17 protein-coding genes and 1 pseudogene are annotated in these 19,597 nt (G+C 67.8%); 7 read left to right on the top strand and 11 right to left on the bottom strand.

The window, feature by feature from the left end:
• The first annotated feature begins 89 nt into the window (after nt 1–89).
• From EJJ38_RS18420 to EJJ38_RS18435, 4 genes are all read left to right on the top strand, one after another.
• Nucleotides 90–1,118 (top strand): ABC transporter substrate-binding protein, encoded by a 1,029-nt coding sequence (locus EJJ38_RS18420; protein ID WP_127091906.1) that lies wholly within the window; start codon nt 90–92, stop codon nt 1,116–1,118.
• A gap of 90 nt (nt 1,119–1,208) precedes the next feature.
• Nucleotides 1,209–1,988 carry an ABC transporter ATP-binding protein gene (locus tag EJJ38_RS18425; protein WP_245454323.1) on the top strand — a complete coding sequence of 260 codons (780 nt, stop codon included), beginning with the start codon at nt 1,209–1,211 and terminating at the stop codon, nt 1,986–1,988.
• Nucleotides 1,985–2,755 carry an ABC transporter permease gene (locus EJJ38_RS18430; protein WP_127091907.1) on the top strand — a complete coding sequence of 257 codons (771 nt, stop codon included), beginning with the start codon at nt 1,985–1,987 and terminating at the stop codon, nt 2,753–2,755. Before EJJ38_RS18425 ends, EJJ38_RS18430 begins: the two co-directional genes overlap by 4 nt.
• 110 nt (nt 2,756–2,865) lie before the next feature.
• Complete coding sequence (locus tag EJJ38_RS18435; RefSeq protein WP_127091908.1) at nt 2,866–3,093, top strand: cysteine rich repeat-containing protein; 228 nt, start codon at nt 2,866–2,868, stop codon at nt 3,091–3,093.
• Between the two features lie 43 nt (nt 3,094–3,136).
• Here EJJ38_RS18435 and EJJ38_RS20515 read toward each other — a convergent pair whose 3' ends face one another.
• From EJJ38_RS20515 to EJJ38_RS18485, 10 genes and pseudogenes are all read right to left on the bottom strand, one after another.
• Complete coding sequence (locus EJJ38_RS20515) at nt 3,137–3,601, bottom strand: hypothetical protein (RefSeq protein WP_205666214.1); 465 nt, start codon at nt 3,599–3,601, stop codon at nt 3,137–3,139.
• A 17-nt stretch (nt 3,602–3,618) separates the two neighbouring features.
• Nucleotides 3,619–4,050 (bottom strand): hypothetical protein, encoded by a 432-nt coding sequence (locus tag EJJ38_RS20715; protein ID WP_127091909.1) that lies wholly within the window; start codon nt 4,048–4,050, stop codon nt 3,619–3,621.
• A gap of 154 nt (nt 4,051–4,204) precedes the next feature.
• Nucleotides 4,205–4,408 (bottom strand): annotated as a pseudogene (locus EJJ38_RS20925) (IS5/IS1182 family transposase); the annotation flags it as partial.
• Nucleotides 4,409–4,422: 14 nt separating this feature from the next.
• Nucleotides 4,423–4,797, bottom strand: a complete 375-nt coding sequence (locus EJJ38_RS20930; RefSeq protein WP_127091910.1) for an IS5 family transposase — start codon at nt 4,795–4,797, stop codon at nt 4,423–4,425.
• Nucleotides 4,798–4,919: 122 nt separating this feature from the next.
• Nucleotides 4,920–5,486: a hypothetical protein gene (locus EJJ38_RS18460; protein WP_127091911.1), complete on the bottom strand. Its 567-nt coding sequence runs from the start codon at nt 5,484–5,486 to the stop codon at nt 4,920–4,922.
• Between the two features lie 118 nt (nt 5,487–5,604).
• On the bottom strand, nt 5,605–6,750 hold the full coding sequence (locus EJJ38_RS18465) for a DUF1513 domain-containing protein (RefSeq protein WP_127091912.1): 1,146 nt from the start codon (nt 6,748–6,750) through the stop codon (nt 5,605–5,607).
• 4 nt (nt 6,751–6,754) lie between these two features.
• On the bottom strand, nt 6,755–7,819 hold the full coding sequence (locus tag EJJ38_RS18470) for an imelysin family protein (RefSeq protein WP_127091913.1): 1,065 nt from the start codon (nt 7,817–7,819) through the stop codon (nt 6,755–6,757).
• Between the two features lie 36 nt (nt 7,820–7,855).
• Nucleotides 7,856–9,085: a di-heme oxidoredictase family protein gene (locus EJJ38_RS18475; protein WP_127091914.1), complete on the bottom strand. Its 1,230-nt coding sequence runs from the start codon at nt 9,083–9,085 to the stop codon at nt 7,856–7,858.
• Nucleotides 9,082–10,509, bottom strand: a complete 1,428-nt coding sequence (locus EJJ38_RS18480; RefSeq protein WP_245454325.1) for a multicopper oxidase family protein — start codon at nt 10,507–10,509, stop codon at nt 9,082–9,084. The genes EJJ38_RS18475 and EJJ38_RS18480 overlap by 4 nt, the downstream gene beginning before the upstream one ends.
• Nucleotides 10,510–10,755: 246 nt before the next feature.
• Nucleotides 10,756–12,096 (bottom strand): imelysin family protein, encoded by a 1,341-nt coding sequence (locus EJJ38_RS18485; RefSeq protein ID WP_127091916.1) that lies wholly within the window; start codon nt 12,094–12,096, stop codon nt 10,756–10,758.
• Between the two features lie 540 nt (nt 12,097–12,636).
• Between EJJ38_RS18485 and EJJ38_RS18490 the strand changes: the two genes are divergently transcribed.
• Nucleotides 12,637–13,473, top strand: coding sequence for an FTR1 family iron permease (locus EJJ38_RS18490; RefSeq protein WP_127091917.1), 837 nt, complete (start codon nt 12,637–12,639; stop codon nt 13,471–13,473).
• Between the two features lie 443 nt (nt 13,474–13,916).
• Here the strand turns inward: EJJ38_RS18490 and aspS are convergent, their stop codons facing one another.
• Nucleotides 13,917–15,689: an aspartate--tRNA ligase gene (gene aspS, locus EJJ38_RS18495; protein WP_127092221.1), complete on the bottom strand. Its 1,773-nt coding sequence runs from the start codon at nt 15,687–15,689 to the stop codon at nt 13,917–13,919.
• A gap of 312 nt (nt 15,690–16,001) precedes the next feature.
• Here aspS and EJJ38_RS18500 point away from each other — a divergent pair, with 312 nt between their 5' ends.
• On the top strand, nt 16,002–18,329 hold the full coding sequence (locus EJJ38_RS18500) for a putative bifunctional diguanylate cyclase/phosphodiesterase (protein ID WP_127091918.1): 2,328 nt from the start codon (nt 16,002–16,004) through the stop codon (nt 18,327–18,329).
• Nucleotides 18,330–18,373: 44 nt separating this feature from the next.
• Nucleotides 18,374–19,531, top strand: coding sequence for a ribonuclease D (rnd, locus tag EJJ38_RS18505; protein ID WP_127091919.1), 1,158 nt, complete (start codon nt 18,374–18,376; stop codon nt 19,529–19,531).
• Nucleotides 19,532–19,597 lie beyond the last annotated feature (66 nt).

Below are 19,597 nucleotides of genomic sequence, written 5' to 3' on the forward strand. Positions count from 1 at the left end.
GGGCGCCGGACGCGCCGCCGCGCGGGCCGTATTGGCCCGGCCTATGGCACATGGATTGCTTCACCCAGGGAAACCCCCGGGAGAACACCATGAGGTCCTTCGTATCCACTTTCGTCGCCACCGCCGTCATGGGCGCCGCCCTTGCGGGCGCGACCCTTCCCGCGCGGGCCGACACGGACATCAAGTTCGCGCTCGACTGGAAGTTCGAGGGCCCCTCCGCCCCCTATTTCGTGGCCATCGACAAGGGCTTCTACAAGGCCGAAGGGCTGAACGTGACCATCGACACGGGCCCCGGCTCGGTCGCGGGCATCGCCCGGGTGGCGGCGGGCACCTATCCGCTCGGCTTCTTCGACATCAATTCGCTGGTGAAGTTCCGCGACCAGAATCCGGACAAGGGCGTCAAGGCCGTGCTCATGGTCTATGACAAGCCGCCCTTCTCCATCGTCACCCTGGTGAAGACCGGTATCTCCAAGCCCAAGGACCTGGAAGGCAAGGTGCTCGGCGCGCCCGCGCCGGACGGCGCCTTCGCCCAGTGGAAGGCCTTCGTGAAGGAGAACGGGATCGACGCCGAGAAGGTGAAGATCGAGAATGTGGGCTTCCCCGTGCGCGAGCCCATGCTGGCGGACGGCAAGGTGGATGCCATCACCGGCTTCTCCTTCTCCTCCTATTTCAACCTGCTGCAGAAGGGCCTGAAGCCCGAGGACATCAAGGTCATGCTCATGGCCGATTACGGCCTTGTCCTCTACGGCAATGCGGTGATCGTGAACGACGAATTCGCCAAGGCCAATCCCAAGGCCGTGGCCGGCTTCGTGCGCGCCACCATCAAGGGCATCCAGTACACGGTGGCCAATCCCGAGGACGCCATCAAGTCGGTCATGAAGCGCAACGAGACCGGCGACGAGAAGATCGAGCTGGCCCGGCTCAAGATGGCCATCAAGGACAATATCGCCACCGAATGGGTGAGCGCCAACGGCATCGGCGGCATCGACCGGAGCCGCATGGACAAGTCCGTGGACCAGATCGCCGTCACCTACGACTTCAAGAACAAGCAGCCGGTGGCCATGGATATCTTCACCGAGGAATTCCTGCCCCCCGCCGCCGAGCGCAAGCTGAAGTGAGCCGATGACGGACGGCCTCCTCTCCCCTGCGGAGTGCGGAGGGGAGGCTGAACGGCCCAGTGACCGGTATCTGGCTGGAGGTGCCCGCCCGTGATCCGCCTTCTCGACGTGACGCTTTCCTACCAGGGCCGGGCCGGAGAGGTCACCGCCCTCTCCCAATGCTCCATGAATGTGGAAAAGGGCGAGTTCGCCGCCGTGGTCGGCCCGTCCGGCTGCGGCAAGTCCACGCTCATGAAGCTGGTGACCGGCCTCATCCGCCCCACCAAGGGCAAGGTCGAGGTGGACGGGGAGGATGTGACCGGCCCCGTGAAAATCGCGGGCATGGCCTTCCAGGCCGCCAACATGCTGCCCTGGCGCACCGTCCTCCAGAACGTGATGCTGCCCCTGGAGATCGTGTCGCCCCATCGCGGCCGCCTCTCGCGCGACAAGGCGGCCTATCGCGAGCGGGCCCTGAACCTGCTGGGCGTGGTGGGCCTGCGGGATTTCGCGGACCGCTATCCCTGGGAGATGTCGGGCGGCATGCAGCAGCGCGCCTCGCTCTGCCGCGCGCTCATCCACGAGCCCGCCTTGCTCATGCTGGACGAGCCCTTCGCGGCGCTCGACGCCTTCACCCGCGAGGAATTGTGGGTGGTGCTGCGCGATCTCTGGCAGCGGCTCGGCTTCACGGTGATCCTCGTCACCCATGATTTGCGCGAGGCGGGTTTCCTCGCCGACACCATCCATGTGATGAGCGCCCGGCCGGGCCACATCGTGGAGACCCGCACCGTGGACTTCCCCCGCCCCCGGCCGCTGGAGGTGCTCTACGAGCCCGCCTTCACCGACCTCGTCCATTCCCTGCGCAACAAGATCGCCGAAGTGAGGCAGGCATGAAGATGACCGCCGAGGATCTCACGCCCGTCGCCTTCACCCTGGCGCTGTTCGTGCTGTGGGAGCTGGCCTGCGTGGTGTTCCGCATCGACAGCTTCATCCTGCCGGCGCCCACGGCCATCTTCTCGGCCATGGTGCAATATTGGTGGCCGCTGCTGCGCAACTCCTTCGTCACGCTCTGGACCACCGCCGTGGGCTTCCTCCTGGCGGTGGCCTTCGGCATCGCGCTCGGCCTTGTGGTGGGCTGGTCGCGGGCCATCTATCGCGGCCTCTATCCGGTGATGATCGGCTTCAACTCCATCCCCAAGGTGGCTGTGGTGCCCATCCTCATCATGTGGTTCGGCATCGGCGAGATCCCCGCCATCCTCACCGCCTTCCTCATCTCCTTCTTCCCCATCGTGGTGAACGTGGCCACCGGCCTTGCCACCACCGAGCCGGAGTTGGAGGACGTGCTGCGCGCGCTCGGCGCCTCCAAGTTCGACATCATGCGCAAGGTGGGCATCCCGCGCACGGGACCCTATCTGTTCGGCGCGCTGAAGGTGGCCATCACGCTGGCCTTCGTGGGCTCCGTGGTGTCGGAGACCATCGGCGCCAATGCGGGGCTGGGGCACCTCATGGTGCAGGCGGGCTCCAACTTCCAGATGCCCCTGGTCTTCGCCGGGCTCATGGCCCTCGCCATCGAGGGCATCCTCATGTACGCGGTGTTCGCCGCGCTTGAGAAGCGCATGGTGAGCTGGGCCTTCCGCTCCTCCTCCAGCGCCGCCGCTTGATCGCCACGCGGCGGGACGGCGATTTTTGGCCCGGTCAGTCTTCGCCATGGCGGGGGGTGGAATCCGTGGGCTAGACGCGGCCTGTCGTCATCAACCGGCAGGATCCCCACATGCCCATTCGTGTCATGACCCTCGCCCTCGTTTCCGTGCTGTTCACCGGCGGCGCCGCTCTGGCGCAGCAGAACCCCCTCGTCACCTATTGCCAGGCCGACATCGCGCGCTTGTGCAAGGGCGTGCCCGCAGGGGACGGCCGCCTCCTCGCCTGCCTGCAGAACCATGGCCAGCAGATCAGCGTCGGCTGCGCGAAGGCGCTCCAGCAGTTGAAGAAGAATATGTGAGAACGGACTGCGGATGCCGGGAACCCGGCATCCGCAGTCGCTGTCAGGCCACCTTGCGGGGGGCTTCCAGGACCGGCAGGGCAACAGAGCGCGCGCCCCTCAGGTCCGCCACCTTGTTGTCCACGCCGTTTTCGTCGAGGAAGGTCTTCATCTCGCGATAGGTCATGAACCAGGCGCGGTTGAACTTGTCGAACAGGCCCTGGTCCCAATGCTCCTCCTCGATGGTGTTCTGCCACTTCATGCCGCTATGGACATAGTTCGACCCGCGCAGGAACACGTAGTCGTATTCGCTGCGCAGCCGCTCGATATCCTCCATCTTGAGATTGGCGATGGGCAGCACGCCGAGCTTGTCGTAATTCATCCGCTTCAGCGATGAACCGAAGACGAAGGCGTCACCGATATTGTCGACATGATCGATGGACCGCTGGATATCCTTGTAATTATACCAGCGGACGCAATCATGATCATACACTTCACCGGACGGGATCATCACGAGGACACGCGCCACTCAAGCCTCCCTTGGGTTCAGGCGGTACGGACCACGGCTGCTTCGGGGGAAGCCTCCGCGGGGGGCCGACGCTGCTCGCGCAGGCGCCGGTAAAGGTCGAGATGGGCACGGGCGAAGGACAGATGGTCCTGCGGCGCCCGGATTCCGGCGCGCAGGCGGTCCCACACGGTGGCGTCGCCCACCGCCTCGAAGACAGCGCGGGGCAGCATGCAGCATTGCACCGCGCCCGCCGCCACCTCGTCGGGCTCGGCCATGTCCAGCACCGCGCGGGGATAGCCCACATAGCGGTCCACCAAAGCGCGGGCGGTGCCCTCCCCTTCCATCACCGTTCCCGCCCAGCGGACGGAAGCGGCCTCGAACAGCAAGGTGGGCGCGGCGAGGCACTTGCCGCCCCGCGCGATAGGCGCGCTCCAGAAGGCCGAGCCATCCCCGCGTGCGCGGCAGCACATCGCCCGCCATCAGCACCAGATGCTCGGCGCTCGTGGTGCGGATGCCCGCCTCCAGCGCGTCGCACACATCGAGCGCGCCCTCTGCCCGCACGAGGCGCATGCGCATAGCGAAGCGGCGGACGTGCTTGAGCTTGTTGAAGCATCGCTCGATGCGGTTACGGTGTTTGTAGCTGGCGATGTCATGCGGGATGGCGATCTTGCGGCAGCAGTTCGACGGGATTACCGCCTCGGCGCCCATGCCGGCGATCAGCGCGCGCAAGGCATTGCTGCCATAGGCTTTATCGGCGAGCACGGCTTCGGTGGGCATCGCGTCGAGCAGGGCTGGCGCGGCGGTTCGGCCAAGCGCATCGGCGAGCATGTGAATCTTGGTGGTCAGCCCACCTCGGGAACGCCCCAGCGCCTGATCCGAGGCCCCCCTTTTCCGGTCGCTGCCTGCTGGTGGGCGCGGACGATGGTGCTGTCGAGCATCAGATACTTGTTGTCCCGGTCCGCCCCCAGCGAGGCGAACACCCGTTCCCATACGCCTGAATGGCACCAGTGGCTGAACCGCTTGTGCACCGTCTTCCAGTGCCCGTAGCGCCCCGGGAGATCGCGCCGGTGCGCGCCCGAGCGCAGCATCCACAAACATCCATTCACGAACAAGCGGCTATCCGATCCCGTCCGGCCTCGATCGCCCGCCTTACCAGGCAGCAGGCGTTCGATCCGCAGCCATTGCGGCGCGCTCAACTCGTATCGATTGATCCCCATCCCACGCTCCGCGCCAAAACACGGAACCTCATGAATCAGACAGCAACAATATCGGGAATCATAAATGTCGATCCGGCCTAGGGAGCGGGCCGAGGCGGAACGAAGCCGGCAAGTCCCCCCTCCTACAAGCTGCTCACCCTGAGCGCGCAGGCGTCGGCGCCCTTCGACGGCTCCAGGGGCGCGAGCGGGGCGTCGAAACGCATGCGGGCGCCCGGCCGGACGCCGTAGCCGTCATAGAGGATGCCCAGCAGCATATCGGCGATGACCGGAAAATCCCTGCCCGGATGGGTGATGACAAATTCTCTCTGGAAATTGCCCGCCGATATGTCGGTGGAGAAACCCGCCGCCCCCATCACCTTCAGCCGCGCGGGCGGCACCGGCGGGGGCGTCTCGCCCTCCGGCACGGAGAAGAATCCCGACGCCGCCTCGCAGAGCAACCGCCGGCTGTCATCCTCCAGCAGGCATTGCACATAGGCGCCGGGATAGCGCGCGGGGAAGACCGCCAGGTAGCGATGAGCCTCGCCCGGCTGGCTGTGGATCATGTGCAGGCGAACGATGATCGCGCAGCGATTGTCGGCGATGAACTTTTCCCGGGGCGTCTGCGCGGCCACGGGCGCCGGCTGGGCCAGAAATACCGACAGGCAGGCCGCGATCCCCACCGCAATGCGTCGCCTGCGCTCGCCCCTCATCGCCGCCCCCCGGTGCGCCGGGAAGCACCCTAATATACCCGCACTGATTGTACAGGCTGAACCGCCGCACGCGGCGTCGCAGGGGCCGGGCGATGCGCGCCCTACCCCTGCGAAAACCTCAGCCTTCCACCATGTGATTGTCGAAGCGCGGCCCGCCGGTATGGCGCGCGGCGACACCGACGCGGCCCTCTTCCACGGCCACCACGATCACCTCGCCATAGCCGCTGGTGGCGATGAAGCGCCCCGGCTCCGGCGTGGAGGCGAGGCCGCAGCCGTCATTGAGGGGGATGGCGCCCACATAGCGGCCCGCGCGGGTCCACACCGCCACCCGGTTGCCGCGCGGCGTCGCGCACGCGACATAGGCGCCGGAGCGGTCGATGGCCACCGAGCCGATATAGCCGCGCAGCGCGCGCCATTCCTCGTCCGGCGCCTCGAAGGGCGAGAGCGCGCCCGAAGCCGCGATGCCGAACATGAGCGGACGGGCAACGCCGTCCTTCAGAAGGTCCTGCGCGGCCACCACGGTGAAGCCCTGGCCATCGCGCGCCAGATGGCGCAGCGAAAGGCTCCCGAGATCCCCGGAGAGCACGCCCTCCCCCTTCTGTGCCCCACTGGCGGGATCGAACAGAGCAATGGAACTGCCCGTCACCTCGGCGTCCCGCGCCTCGGGCGTGTTGGGCTCGATGCCGCCATTGGCCACCACCAGGGAGGCGCCGGAGCGCATGAGATCGTGCGGACCATCGCCCGCGCTCGGCCATTCCGCGACGATCTCGAAGCCGCCATCCACCCGCCGGGCCGCGACGATGCCGCGCCCCATGCCGCGCACGGGCCCGTCAGGCGCCCGCTCGATCTCGGTGGTGAGGAAGATGTCGCCTTCCGGCGAAAAGCGGCCATGGCCGGCGAAGACCCGGCCCGCGCCGGGCGTGAACGTGCCCACCTGCCCGCCCTTCACCCGGTCGAACACCAGGGCCACATGGCCGGGGCGACGGCCCACCGCCACCGCGAGCGGCCCGGTGGGGCTGCCCTCGATGCCGTGCAGGCGCGCGGCGGAGGGGGCCTTGGCGGCGGCGTCCAGCCCGTCCGCCACGGCGAAGGCGCCGAAGCCCTCGCCCTCGCCCGCCGTGGTCAGCCAGCCGCCCTCCAGCGCGTGGGAGCGGGCATGGATCTGGTTGTTGACCTCAGCCAGACCCTGGGCGAACGCGCTGCGCGGCAGGAACAGCGCAGCGGCGGACGCGCCGATGAGGGCGCGTCGGGATAGGACCACCATGGGCTCAGTCGCCGTCCAGGGCGTTGAAGCCCAGGGAAATGCCGAAATAGGCGGCGATGGGCCGGTAGATGGTGATCTGGGCGCCCTTGAAGAGCTTGAGCGCCGCCTGGATCTTGGCCGCGCCGTCGCTGGTCTGCGCCGCCGCGCCGAGATCGGCGGGGAAGTCGGCGGCGGCCTTGTCGGCGGCGGTGGCGGCCTTGTTCACGGCCCATTGGGTGCGGCTCGGCAATTGCTTCGCCACTTCCTGGAGCAGCGCGTCGCCGGAGGTGATCATCACCTTCACCACCTGCCCCGAGCGGCCCGAGCGCCAGCCTTCCGCGAGGGTCGGCTTGGGATCGCCATTGCCGAGAACAGGCAGCACGCGGGTGTCGGAAGCGCGCTGATAGGCGCCCGACAGGTCGGTGAGGATCATGCCCGGAACCGCCACCACATCGGGGAAGAAGACCGGGTCGCCCTTGCCGGACACGATGGCGCCGAGCGCGCCGGAGGTCTTGTCGCCCCAGCCCGTCCGCACGTCCTTGGCGATAGAGGCAAGGTTCAGTGCGATGGCCGTGCCGTACTGGCAGCGCACCTTGGCCTCGGCGCCAGCAGCCAGCGCGTCCGCCGCGCCCTGCTCGAACAGCAGCCGCTCCATGGCAGGCAGGCCCTGGGCCGCCGCGCTGGACTTGCCGAAGCGCTCCGCCTCGAAGCGCCCCTCGTCGGTGCTGGCCAGCACCTCGGCCATGCCGCGCTGGATGGCGTTGCGCCGGTCGGGGAAGAAGTTGAAGCGATCCGCCCGCAGGGACAGGCTGATGGGGCCCATGGTGACGAATTCCACCGCGGTCCAGGCATCGGCGGTCTTCAGGAAGGCGGCCTTCAGCGTGTCCACGCCCGCCGCGGAGGGGGCGGCGCAGAAGGTGGTCCAGGCGGCCTGCTGGTCCACGCTGGTGGACACCAGCGTGTCATAGCGCGGCAGGAGCCAGGTCTCGATGATCGGCACGGGATCCAGCGCCGGGGCGGCCTGCACGGGCTGGACGAAGGCCGCCAGCGCCAGAACGGCGGGGGCAAGGCGGGCGGTGATCGTCTTCATCCTAATGGGCTCCCATCCTCGGATAGTCGAAGGGTCTCATAAACTGGAAACGTAGGCGACGAGCGCGGCGCGGTCGGCCGCGTTCAGCGCCTGGAAGGCGCGGCGCGCGCCATCCGCCTGCCCGCCATGCCAGCCGACGGCCTCGGCCACGCTCTGGGCGCGGCCGTCATGCAGCAGGCCGGTCTTGCGCTTGAGCGCGTCGGAGATACCCGCCAGCGGCGCGGTACGCCACTCGCCCGCCGCGACGCCCGGCTCGGAAAGCGTGTCGGCAAGGCCGGGGCCGAGATCGTGCAGCAGCAGGTCGGTGAACAGGCGGGCGGTGCCGCCGCTCGCGGTGGGCAGAGCGGGCTGGTGGCACTGGGCGCAACCGGCGGCGGCGAAGACCGCCGCGCCTTTCCGGTTCGCTGACCCCTCCGGCTGCGGCACCGGCAGGGAGGCCACATAGGCCACCACACGGACGAGCAGCGACTGGGCAATTTCCACCTGGCCCTCCGCCTCGATCCCGTGGGGCGCGGCGCGGCACGCCTCCTGGGCGGCGGTGCAGTCGCCCCAGGGCTCGGGATGGAGCGGGGTGGAGAGGCCCATATCAAGGAAGAAGGCTTCCGAACTCTGCGCTTCCAGGCTCGGCTGGGAGGCTTTCCAGCCATAGCGCCCCAGCGCCTTCGTCCCGTCGGGCAGCGTCACATGGCGCAGGCGCCCGCGCACCGCCTCGGGCTGGGCGGCGGCGATGGCGGCCAACGCCGCCTCGGGCACCTCTTCCAGAAGACCGCGCCCGCGCAGGTCCGGCGCGGCGCGCAATGACAGGCCGGTGGCGGGATCGAGCGGGCCGTACGCCAGATGGCGCGGCGCGGCGACGCGCGCCTTGCGCCCGTCCGGCAGCACACGCTCCTCCACGGCCAGAACGCCCTCGGGGGTCAACCCCTGCACCGCATCGATCTGGAGGCGACGCCCATAGACCGGGTCACCGGACCCGTCCGGCCGCCCGAGCGCCAGGACAGCGCCGCGCCCTTCCAGCGTGCCGTCCGCCTCCACATGGATGGAGCCGCGCCCGTCGCGAGGATGGCAGGAGGCGCAGGCGCGCGCATCGAACAGGGGGCCGAGGCCGTCATCGGCCTTGGTGGAGGCGGGCGCCACCACCCAGGCGCGATCGAACAGCGCCTTGCCGATCTGCACATCCAGGGCGTCGAGCCCGGCGACGGCGGACCCGGCTGCGATCAGCCCGGCCGCAGCCAGCCCCGCGCCGAGCGCCGCCCGCGCCCCGCTCACGCGATCCGGAACCAGCCCATGAGGCCGGTATCCATATGTTCGAGGATATGGCAGTGGAACACCCAGTTGCCGCTCGCCGCCTTGAAGGCGAACTGGACGCTCTCATTGGGCTCCACGAGCACCGTGTCCGCCAGATATTGCGGCATGGTCTTCTTCTTGGAAGACGACAGAACCTTGAACACATGGCCATGCAGATGCATGGGATGCACGTGCTTGGTCACGTTGGTGCAGGTGACCACATAGCTGCTGCCCGTGGCCAATTGGCTGAGCGGCGGCGGCAGGCGCAGCGCCTCGTCGGTGGACCAGGAATCCCGGCTGATGGCCCAATGGGTCTTCTGGCCGACGCACAGGGAATCCACCAGCGCCTTGGAGAGCGGATCGTCCGCCGGCAGAGGCGGGCTCACGATGGTGGCCCCGGCGGAGACCTGCACCAGATATTCCAGCGGCAAGGTCTTGGCGAGGTCCGGCATGGGCGCGATGGACGCCGGCAGCGCCTTCGGCTTGAAGGCGGTCTTCTTCAGCCCCTTGTCCACCGCCACCAGCGTGGTGAGCAGATAGGGCTCGCTGGTGCGGTAGTCGAAGATCTTCACTTCCTCGCCCGGCCCGGGCATGCGCACCTGGAGATCGGCCCGCATGGCGGGGCCCATGCGCCAGATGCCGTCCGGCAGATTGTCCAGCACCTGCGGCGGCAGCAGCGCCTGCCCGTCCACGGCGATGAGGGCGGCATCGTCATGGTCGGTGCCGAGATCGATGACGCGGGTGGAATCGGCGATGATGACGCGCACGCGCGCATCGCCATAGGCCGGCACTTCCACGCGCGGCGGCGTGACGCTGCCATTGGTGGCGCGCACGGTGCCGAAGGTGCCCGCCGTGGAGGCGCCCTCGTCGGTGCTCATGGCGATCCACTGGCCGTCATCGCCCAGGCGCCAGTCCTTCACCACCACGAAGCATTCGGCGTCGAACTTGACCTTGCGCTCTTCCGCATCGTCCACGATCAGCAGCGAGAACAGGCCGCGTCCCACCTGTCCGGTCTCGTCGCAATGGGGATGGAAGAAATAGAAGCCGGCATCCGGCAGGGGCACGTTGTAGGCGAAGGTGCCGCCGGGCTGGATCACGTCCTGCGTCAGCGGCGCCACGCCATCCGACAGATAGGGCCCGCGAATGCCGTGCCAGTGCACGGTGGTGGGGTCGGGCAGGTTGTTCTTGAAGTCCACCGCCAAGCGCGTGCCGCGCTCGAAGCGGAAGATCTTGAAGGGCTCGCCGTCATAGGCGCAGAAATGCTTGGTGGCCGGCTTGTCCGGGCCCAGCAGGTGCACGTCCATCTCTCCGGCGGAGAGGGAAAGGCGCTTCACCGGCGCGTTGGGTGGCAGGGTATCGATGGAGGCGGGCACCTGGCCTATGGCCGAGGGAATGGCACTCAGCATCCCCGCCGCAGCACTTCCGAGCAACAGTCCGCGCCGTGAAATCATCGCCCCACCCGCCGGGGGCGTACGGCCCCCTCTCTCTCGAACGCCGGGCCGAGGCCCCGAAGATAAAGCGGGCGCGCACGGCGCCCGCTCCGGCTGCGGCTCCGGTCAGGACCGGCACCGCATCTGCTTGGCTCCCGCCGTGCGGGAGTGACCGAGGGCCGGCGCGTCACACGCGCCGGCCCATGGCCTCACGTCTTTGCCTCACTTCTTCTTGGCAGCGTCGGGATTGTCGAGGCTGTCCGAGCCCTCGACCTTGATCTGCAGCTTGAGCACCGCGACGCCGCGCTCGATGGCGTGGGCCTGGGCGACCAGGGCATCGACGCCGTTCTGGATCATCTGGTTGCCCTTGGCGTTCCCCTCCGCGAGCATCATGTCGTAGAACATCTCGCCGCTGTCGGCGGTGTCCTTGATGACCTTGATGGCGGCGAGGGCGGCGGCCATCTTGGCATCGATCTCGTCGGCCACCTTGGGGTCGGCGGCGCGCACGAGGTCAGCTACGGAGGGGCCGCTCATGGTGGAGCCGTCGATCTTGGTGAACCGGCCGTAATAGATGTCCTGGATGCCCACTTCGTCATAATAATGCGAGTTGTGGGTGTTGTCGGAGAAGCAGTCCTGCTCCTCTTCGGGATCGTGCAGCAGCAGGCCGAGCTTCATGCGCTCACCCGCCAGTTCGCCATAAGAGAGCGAGCCGATGCCGGTGAAGATGACGGCCAGCGCGGCCTTGTCCTTCTTCTTCAGCAGCGCCGCGCGGGCAGAGCCCTTCGGACCCCAATCATCAGCCATTTCCTTCAGGTCGGCCACGAGGGTGTCGGTGGCCACCTTCAGATACTGGGCGCGCCGGTCGCAATTGCCGCCGGTGCAGGCCTTCAGGTCATAGTCGGTCCACGGACGCTCGCCCGCGCCACGCTCGGTGCCGTGCAGGTCCTTGCCCCACAGCAGGAATTCGATGGCGTGCCAGCCGCTGGCGACGTTCGCTTCCACGCCCGCCGCAGAATTCAGCTGGTGCAGGAGCTGGGGCGTGATCTTGGAGACATCCACCGTCTTCTTGCCGATGCGGATCGTCTTGCTGGCGATCACGTTGGCCGCATAGAGCGGATTCTCATCGGAGGACTGGGGGCGCGACTTGTCGAGATAGTCGATCAGACCCTCGTCCAGCGGCCAGGCATTCACGTTGCCTTCCCACTCGTCCACGATGGAATTGCCGAAGCGGAAGCCCTCGGTGATCTGGTAGGGATCGCGGGCCTTCTTCCAGGCCGCCTTGGCCGCCTGATGGGTTTCGGCGCTGGGGGCGGCGAGGAAGGCGTTGATCGCCGTCTGCATCGCCACCGCGGCCTGATAGGAATTGGTGTACATGGCCTGCGCCTGATTGGCGTAGTGCAGGACCACGTCGCGAGCCTTTGGGGCAGCCGCAGGCTTGGCCGAGGCTGCGGGCTGAGCGGAAGCCGCGGGCTTGGCCGGGGCCGAGGCGGGTGCCTGGGCGAAGGCCGGGCCGGACAAGCCGACCGCAAAGGCAATGGCGGCGGCAGCGAATGGCGCGCGCATGAAACTCTCCCCTGATGAACGAACCGGCTGCCCCACGGGCCTGCCGGGCGACGCACGGGGCCGCATGGGTCCGCTTCGCGCCGATCCCACCCTAAACGCTGCCATGGCGAGCGAACAAGATTACCAAGCGACTATGGAACAGTTCTATGTTCTTCTCGCAAACAACGCTGATTCCAATATAGACGCGGCTTCGCGGGCGGTGCCGCCGAACCGCTTTTGCGGCGAGTGCGGCATAATGATGCCGCCAAGGAGCGAATTCCAAGGCCGCGCTGAAGCTTTTCCAGGCTCTTCCGGAACGGAAATTGTGCGCTGTGAACGCGCCTTCCGGGCCGCTGCCAGCATCTCCGGTCAAAACATTAGATTTGAATAATTCCAATCAATGTCGGAGGCGGTGACAGGCCCGATCCCCGCGTGTACCAAAAATATAGTCCAAGCATTCGGATTGTGCAGGTCGGTTCGGCAACCTGTCGAGTCTTGAACGTACGGCCGACGCGATCGGCCGATGGGGTGCGCCGGCCGCCCCGGAGCGGGAGGGGGCCCATGCTCGCAGCCTTCATCATCGTCTTCCGCGAAGTGCTGGAAGCCGGACTCATCGTCGGCGTCATGCTCGCCGCCACGGAAGGCGTCGCCGGGCGCGGGCGCGTCATCGCCCTCGGCATCGGCGGCGGCGTCCTGGGCTCCGCCCTCATCGCGCTGTTCGCCGAAAAGATCGCGACCCTGTTCGACGGCTCGGGCCAGGACGTGCTGAACGCCGCCATCCTGGGCGTGGCCGTGATCATGCTGGTCTGGACCGTGGTGTGGATGGCCAGCCACGGCAAGGAAATGGTCATGGAGATGAAGGCGGTGGGCCGCGAGGTGCGCGAAGGCAGCAAGCCTCTCGCCGCCGTCGGCATCGTCGTCGGCATGGCCGTGCTGCGCGAAGGCGTGGAAGTGGTGCTGTTCATGTACGGCATCGCCATCGGCGGCGAATCGCCCCTCAACGTGGCGCTGGGCTTCGCGCTGGGCGTGCTGGCGGGCGCGGCGGTCTCCTTCGCCCTCTATCGCGGCCTCGTGGCCATTCCGGTGAAGGCGCTCTTCAAGACCACCACCATCCTCATCACGCTGCTGGCGGCGGGCCTTGCGGCGCAGGCTGTCGGCATCCTCCAGGATACCGGCTTCATCCAGTCCTTGTCCGACCCGCTCTGGGACACGTCCTGGCTGCTGTCCGACGACGGTCCGGTCGGCCGCGTGCTGCGCACCATGGTGGGCTATCGCGCTCAGCCCACGGGCATGCAGGTGCTCGCTTATATCGGCACGGTTCTGGTGATCGTGGTGCTCTCGCGCATCGTCAACGGCCAGCTGCAGAAGGCGAAGAAGGCGACCCCTCGCCCCGCCTGAGCGGACGCATCCCGAAAAGACGAAAGGCCGGGCATTGCCCGGCCTTTTTTCATGTCTGCGGGATGGAGGCACGGTGCGCCTGATGCCGTGAGGGCTGCGCACGTCCTCACTTTCCGAGCGGAGCGGGGCCGAACGCGGTTGGAGCACCGCCGGGCGCAACATCCCCAATCGGCCATCCGCCAGCCGTTCGCGCCCCTCTCCCCCCGGGGGAGAGGGTGCCGAGCAAAGCGAGGCGGGTGAGGGGGCGGTGCCGCCTGGCGCAGGCTTTCCGACGTCCGCGCGCGCGGAAAAGCCCCCCTCACCCCAACGCTCTCCCGCGAGGGGGGAGGGGGCGCGGCGCATCGCCGGCGAGCCCCATCAAACAAACAAAAAAGCCCTCCCCCGCTGGCGGGGAAGGGCTCGAAACGGAAACCGGCACGCGGGACGAAACGCCCCGCCGCGCCTCACTTCTGCGGCAGGTTCAGCCGGACATGCAGTTCGCGCAGCTGCTTGGGCGCCACGTCGGACGGCGCGCCCATGAGCAGGTCCAGGGCCTGCTGGTTCATGGGGAAGAGCGAGATCTCGCGCAGGTTCGTAACGCCGCACAGCAGCATCACGATGCGGTCGATACCCGCCGCCATGCCGCCATGGGGCGGCGCGCCATACTGGAAGGCGCGATACATGCCGCCGAACCGCTCCACCACGGTGGCCTCGTCATAGCCCGCAAGCTCGAACGCCTTCACCATGGCCTCGGGGCGATGGTTGCGGATGCCGCCGGAGGCGATCTCATAGCCGTTGCAGGCGATGTCGTACTGGAACGCCTTGATGGTCAGCGGGTCCTGCCCGTTCAGCGCATCCAGGCCACCCTGGGGCATGGAGAAGGGATTGTGGGAGAAGTCGATCTTCTTCTCCTCCTCCGACCATTCGTAGAAGGGGAAGTCCACGATCCAGGCCAGCTCGTAGCGGTCATGATCGACCAGCTTCAGCTCCTCGCCCACCCGGGTGCGGGCAAGGCCGGCGAACTTGTAGAATTTGGACGGGTCGCCGGCCACGAAGAAGGCGGCATCGCCCGCTTTCAAGCCAAGCGCCTCACGGATCGCCTCGGTGCGCTCCGGGCCGATATTGTTGGCGAGCGGGCCGGCGCCTTCACCACCCTCGCGCCACATGATGTAGCCGAGGCCCGGCTGGCCCTCGCCCTGCGCCCACGAATTCATGCGATCGCAGAAGGCGCGCGAACCGCCGGTGGGACCGGGAATGGCCCACACCTCGTTCTTGGGGTCTTCCAGCATGCGCGCGAACACCTTGAAGCCGGAGCCCCGGAAGTGCTCGGAGACGTTCTGCATGATGAGCGGGTTGCGCAGGTCCGGCTTGTCGGACCCATACTTGCGCAGCGCCTCCGCATAGGGGATGCGCGGCCAGTCCTTGGTGACCGGCTTGCCGTTCGCGAACTCCTCGAACACGCCGGTGATGACCGGCTGCACGGCCGCGAACACGTCTTCCTGCTCCACGAAGCTCATTTCCAGGTCGAGCTGGTAGAACTCGCCCGGCAGGCGATCGGCGCGCGGGTCCTCGTCGCGGAAGCAGGGGGCGATCTGGAAGTAGCGGTCGAAGCCGCTCATCATGATCAGCTGCTTGTACTGCTGGGGCGCCTGGGGCAGCGCGTAGAACTTGCCGGGATGGATGCGCGAGGGCACGAGGAAGTCGCGCGCGCCTTCCGGCGAGGATGCCGTGAGGATGGGCGTCTGGAACTCGAAGAAGCCCTGCCCCTTCATGCGCTGGCGCAGGCTGTCGATGATCCGCCCGCGGGTCATGATGTTGTTGTGGATGCGCTCGCGCCGCAGGTCGAGGAAGCGGTAGCGCAGCCGGATGTCTTCCGGGTAGTCCTGCTCGCCGAACACCGGCAGGGGCAGCTCGGCGGCCGGGCCCAGCACTTCCAACTCTGTGGCGTAGATCTCGATCTTGCCGGTGGCGAGGTCCAGATTCTCCGTACCCTCCGGGCGCGGGCGCACCTTGCCGTCGAACCGCACCACCCATTCCGCGCGCACCTTCTCGGCGGCGGCGAAGGCGGGGCTGTCGGGGTCCACCACCACCTGGGTCAGGCCGTAATGGTCCCGCAAATCGATGAACAGCACGCCGCCATGGTCGCGGATGCGATGGCACCAGCCGGAGAGGCGGACGGTCTCGCCCACCTGCGCCTCGGTGAGCGAACCGCAGGTGTGGGTGCGGTAGCGGTGCATGGAGACGGCCTTTCGGACATGAAGGATCGGCGCGGCAGCCGCCGGGCGGCGCCACAGGCCGCCGGAAAGGGCATGGGAGCCCTGCCTTGTCAAGCGCGGCTCGGCACGGAGGTGGCATTCCCCGCTAGAAGCGGCCATTCGGGGGCTGGGGCGAACCTCTACGCCTTAAAGCCAAATTGTGCCGCGAAACAATATCTTAGAGTTTGATAGGAACGAACTGACGGAAGCGGCCTTACTCAATTCAGGTTAGGTTGGAGCCGCATCGGACCGGGATCGAGGCACACCCCTGTCTTGGAACGCCGAAGGGATCGGATGGTGGCTGGGCGCGCGCAGGAGCAGAAAACGTCCGAGGAACCAGGCATCGAGGCGCATCTCCCCCCCCATGAGCGGGTGACGCGGCGCACCCGCTACCTGGCCGGATGCGTCTGCGCGCTGGTGATCGCGCTTGCCGCGCTGCTGGCCCTGCAGGCGGGCGAGCGCGCCATGTCCGACCGCACCCGCGAGCTGGGCAATCTCGCCCTCGCCTTGGCGGGCCAGACCGAGCGCGCGTTCCAGGGCGTGGAACTGGCGCAGCGCGCCATCATGGACACAATCGCCACCGCCCGCATCCAAACCCAGGAGCAGTTCGAAGCCGTCATGGGCAGGGAAAGCGTGCACCGCATGCTGCAGGACAAGATCGACGCCCTGCCCTATGTGGATGCCATCACGGTTGTCGATGAGAATGGCCGGCTGCAGAATTTCAGCCGCTACTGGCCCATCCCACCCATCGTGGTCTCGGACCGGGACTATTTCCAGGCCCTCCTTCAGCCGGACAATCCGGGCATCGCCGTAAGCGCGCCGGTGGCGAACCGCGCCACGGGAACCGTCACCATCTATCTGGGGCGGCGCATCAGCGCTTCGGACGGCCATTTCCTCGGCGTCCTGCTGGGGGCGCTGCGGCAGTCCTATTTCGAGGAAATCTTCAGCACCATCGATCTCGGCCGCGAGGCCGCCATCGCCATGTTCCGCTCCGACGGCACCTATCTGGCCGGCTATCCGCACGCTCCCGCCCACCGGAATGAAACCCCGGCGGCGCGCGCGGCCACAGCCCGGCTCCTGGACAGCGCCGAGATCGACGGCATCACCTCGGAGGGTCTCATCGACGGGCGCGTCCGGGTCTATGCCATGCGCAGGCTGGCGGGATACCCCGTGAGCATCCTGGTCACCGACAGCGAGCACGCCCTCATGCGGCGCGCATGGGGACAGGCGCTCCCCATCATGGCCTTCGCCGTGGTGATCTGCCTGGGCATCGCCGCCGCCGTGGTCCTCACCGAGCGGCGCCTGGACAATCAGCGCAAGGTGGCCGAGGCCCTGATGGCCGCGGCTCGGCGCGACAGCCTCACCGAGTTGCCCAACCGCCTGGGGCTGGTGGAAAACCTGGACGGGCGGCTGGGCACCGCCGGGGAGCGGCCGGATTTCGCGCTGCTCTTCCTCGACCTCGATTATTTCAAGTCCATCAACGACACGCTGGGGCATGTGGTGGGCGACGCCCTGCTGCGGGCGGCGGCCGAGCGCATCTGCATGGTGGCGTCCCATGCGCTCATCGTCTCCCGGCTGGGCGGCGACGAGTTCGCCATCGTGCTCCCGGCGACGGACGAGGAGCGTGCCATCGAAATCGCCGGCGCCGTCATCGAGGCCATCAAGCAGCCCTTCGACCTCGACCATAACCGCATCGTCGTCGGCGGCAGCATCGGCATTGCCATCGCCCCCCAGCACGGGCAGACGCTGGAGGAATTGCTGAAGAACGCGGACCTCGCCCTCCACCGCGCCAAAGCGGACGGGCGAGGACAGGCCCACGTGTTCCAGCGCGAGATGGAGCGCAATGCCCTGGCACGCCGCGTGCTGGAACTGGACCTGGATGCCGCCTGGCAGACCGGACAGTTCTTCGTGGTCTACCAGCCCATCTTCGACTGCCGGGACAGGCGGGTGCGCGGGTTCGAGGCGCTGATCCGCTGGCGCCATCCCACGCGCGGCGTGGTGAGCCCCGCCGCCTTCCTGCCCGCCGCGGAGAGCATCGGCCTCATCCTGCCGCTGGGCGGCTGGGTTCTGGAGGAAGCCTGCCGCGCGGCCCTCTCCTGGCCTGAAGACATCTTCATCTCGGTCAACCTGTCCACCATCCAGTTCCGGGCGAACCGCGTGGCGAACCAGGTGGCGGAGGCGCTGTCCGCCACCGGCCTGCCGCCCGGCCGCCTGGAGCTGGAAATCACCGAGAGCGCCCTCATGCAGGAGGGCCCCGTGGCGACCGAGATCATCGAGGGCTTCCGGCACCAGGGCATCCGAATCGCCCTGGACGATTTCGGCACCGGCTACTCGTCCTTCGCCTATCTGCGCACCCTGCCTGTGGACCGCATCAAGATCGACCACGCTTTCGTGGAGGGGCTGGGCATCGAGCGTCAGAGCCTGCCGGTGCTGCGCGCCATGCTGGCGCTGGCCAAGGCGCTGCCGCTGGAGACCACCATCGAAGGGGTGGAAACCGAGGAACAGCTTGAAATCCTCAAGGCGGAGGGCTGCACCCTGGTGCAGGGATGGTACCTGGGCGCCGCCGTGGAAAAGGAGCAAGCGACCGCCATGCTCCTCGGGGAAATGCGCGAGACCCATTAATCAGGCCCTTTCAAGGCAGCCATCCGGCGCGCTATGGTTCCCATATGGATCCCATCACCTCCACCGAGGCGCTCGCCGCGGTCTGCTCCCGGCTCGCCCGCCACGACTTCATCACCGTAGACACCGAGTTTCTGCGTGAGACGACGTTCTGGCCCAAACTCTGCGTCATCCAGGCGGCCTCGCCGGATGAGGCCGTCATCGTTGACGCGCTCGCGCCGGACCTGGATCTGACGCCCTTCTTCGAGCTGATGGCCAATCCCCGCGTCACCAAGGTGTTCCACGCCGCCCGGCAGGACATCGAAATCGTCTGGCACCGTGCCGGGCTGATCCCCCATCCCGTGTTCGACACCCAGGTGGCGGCCATGGTGCTGGGCTATGGGGACAGCATCTCCTACGACCAGCTGGTGCAGCGCATCTGCGGCCACGCGCTCGACAAGTCGTCGCGCTTCACCGACTGGTCGCGCCGCCCCCTCTCCCAGGCCCAGCTCGTCTATGCGATCGCGGACGTCACCCATCTGCGCGACATCTACCTCGCCTTGCTCAGCGACCTGGAGCGGCGCGGGCGGGGCGAATGGATGGGCGAGGAAATGCATGTCCTCACCTCCCCCGCCACCTACCGGCAGGAACCCGAGCATGCGTGGGAACGCCTGAAGTCCCGCGTGCGCAAGCCGCGCGAACTGGCGGTGCTGGTGGAAGTGGCCGCCTGGCGCGAGCGCGAGGCGCAGACCCGCGACCAGCCGCGCGGACGCATCATCAAGGACGAGGTGATCGGCGAGATCGCCCTCCAGCAGCCCCAGACCCCCGAGAAGCTGGCCGAGCTTCGCTCCCTGCCCAAGGGCTTCGAGCGCTCGCGCTATGGCGAGGCAGTGCTGGACGCCGTGCGGCGCGGGCTGGAGCGCGACCCCAAGACCCTGCCGCGCATCGAGCGGGACCGGACGCTGCCCAACGGGGCCACCGCCACCGTGGAGCTTCTGAAGGTGTTGCTGCGCATGACCGCCGAGCAGCACGGCGTCGCCGCCAAGGTGATCGCCACCACCGACGATCTGGAACGGATCGCCGTGAACGACGAGGCGCCGGTGCCCGCGCTGAGCGGCTGGCGCCGCGAATTGTTCGGCGAGCGCGCCATCGCGCTCAAGGCCGGGCGCCTCGCCCTCGCCGTGGAGCGCGGGCGCGTGGTGGCTGTGGATCGCGAGATCGACTGAAGGCCAGGGCCGGTCCCTGATGGGGGCCGGGCCAAGCGTTTCTCACGCCTCGAAGGATGGGCCAGA

Origin of the sequence: Aquabacter cavernae, assembly GCF_003993795.1 — a bacterium.
Classification (GTDB): Bacteria; Pseudomonadota; Alphaproteobacteria; order Rhizobiales; family Xanthobacteraceae; genus Aquabacter; species Aquabacter cavernae.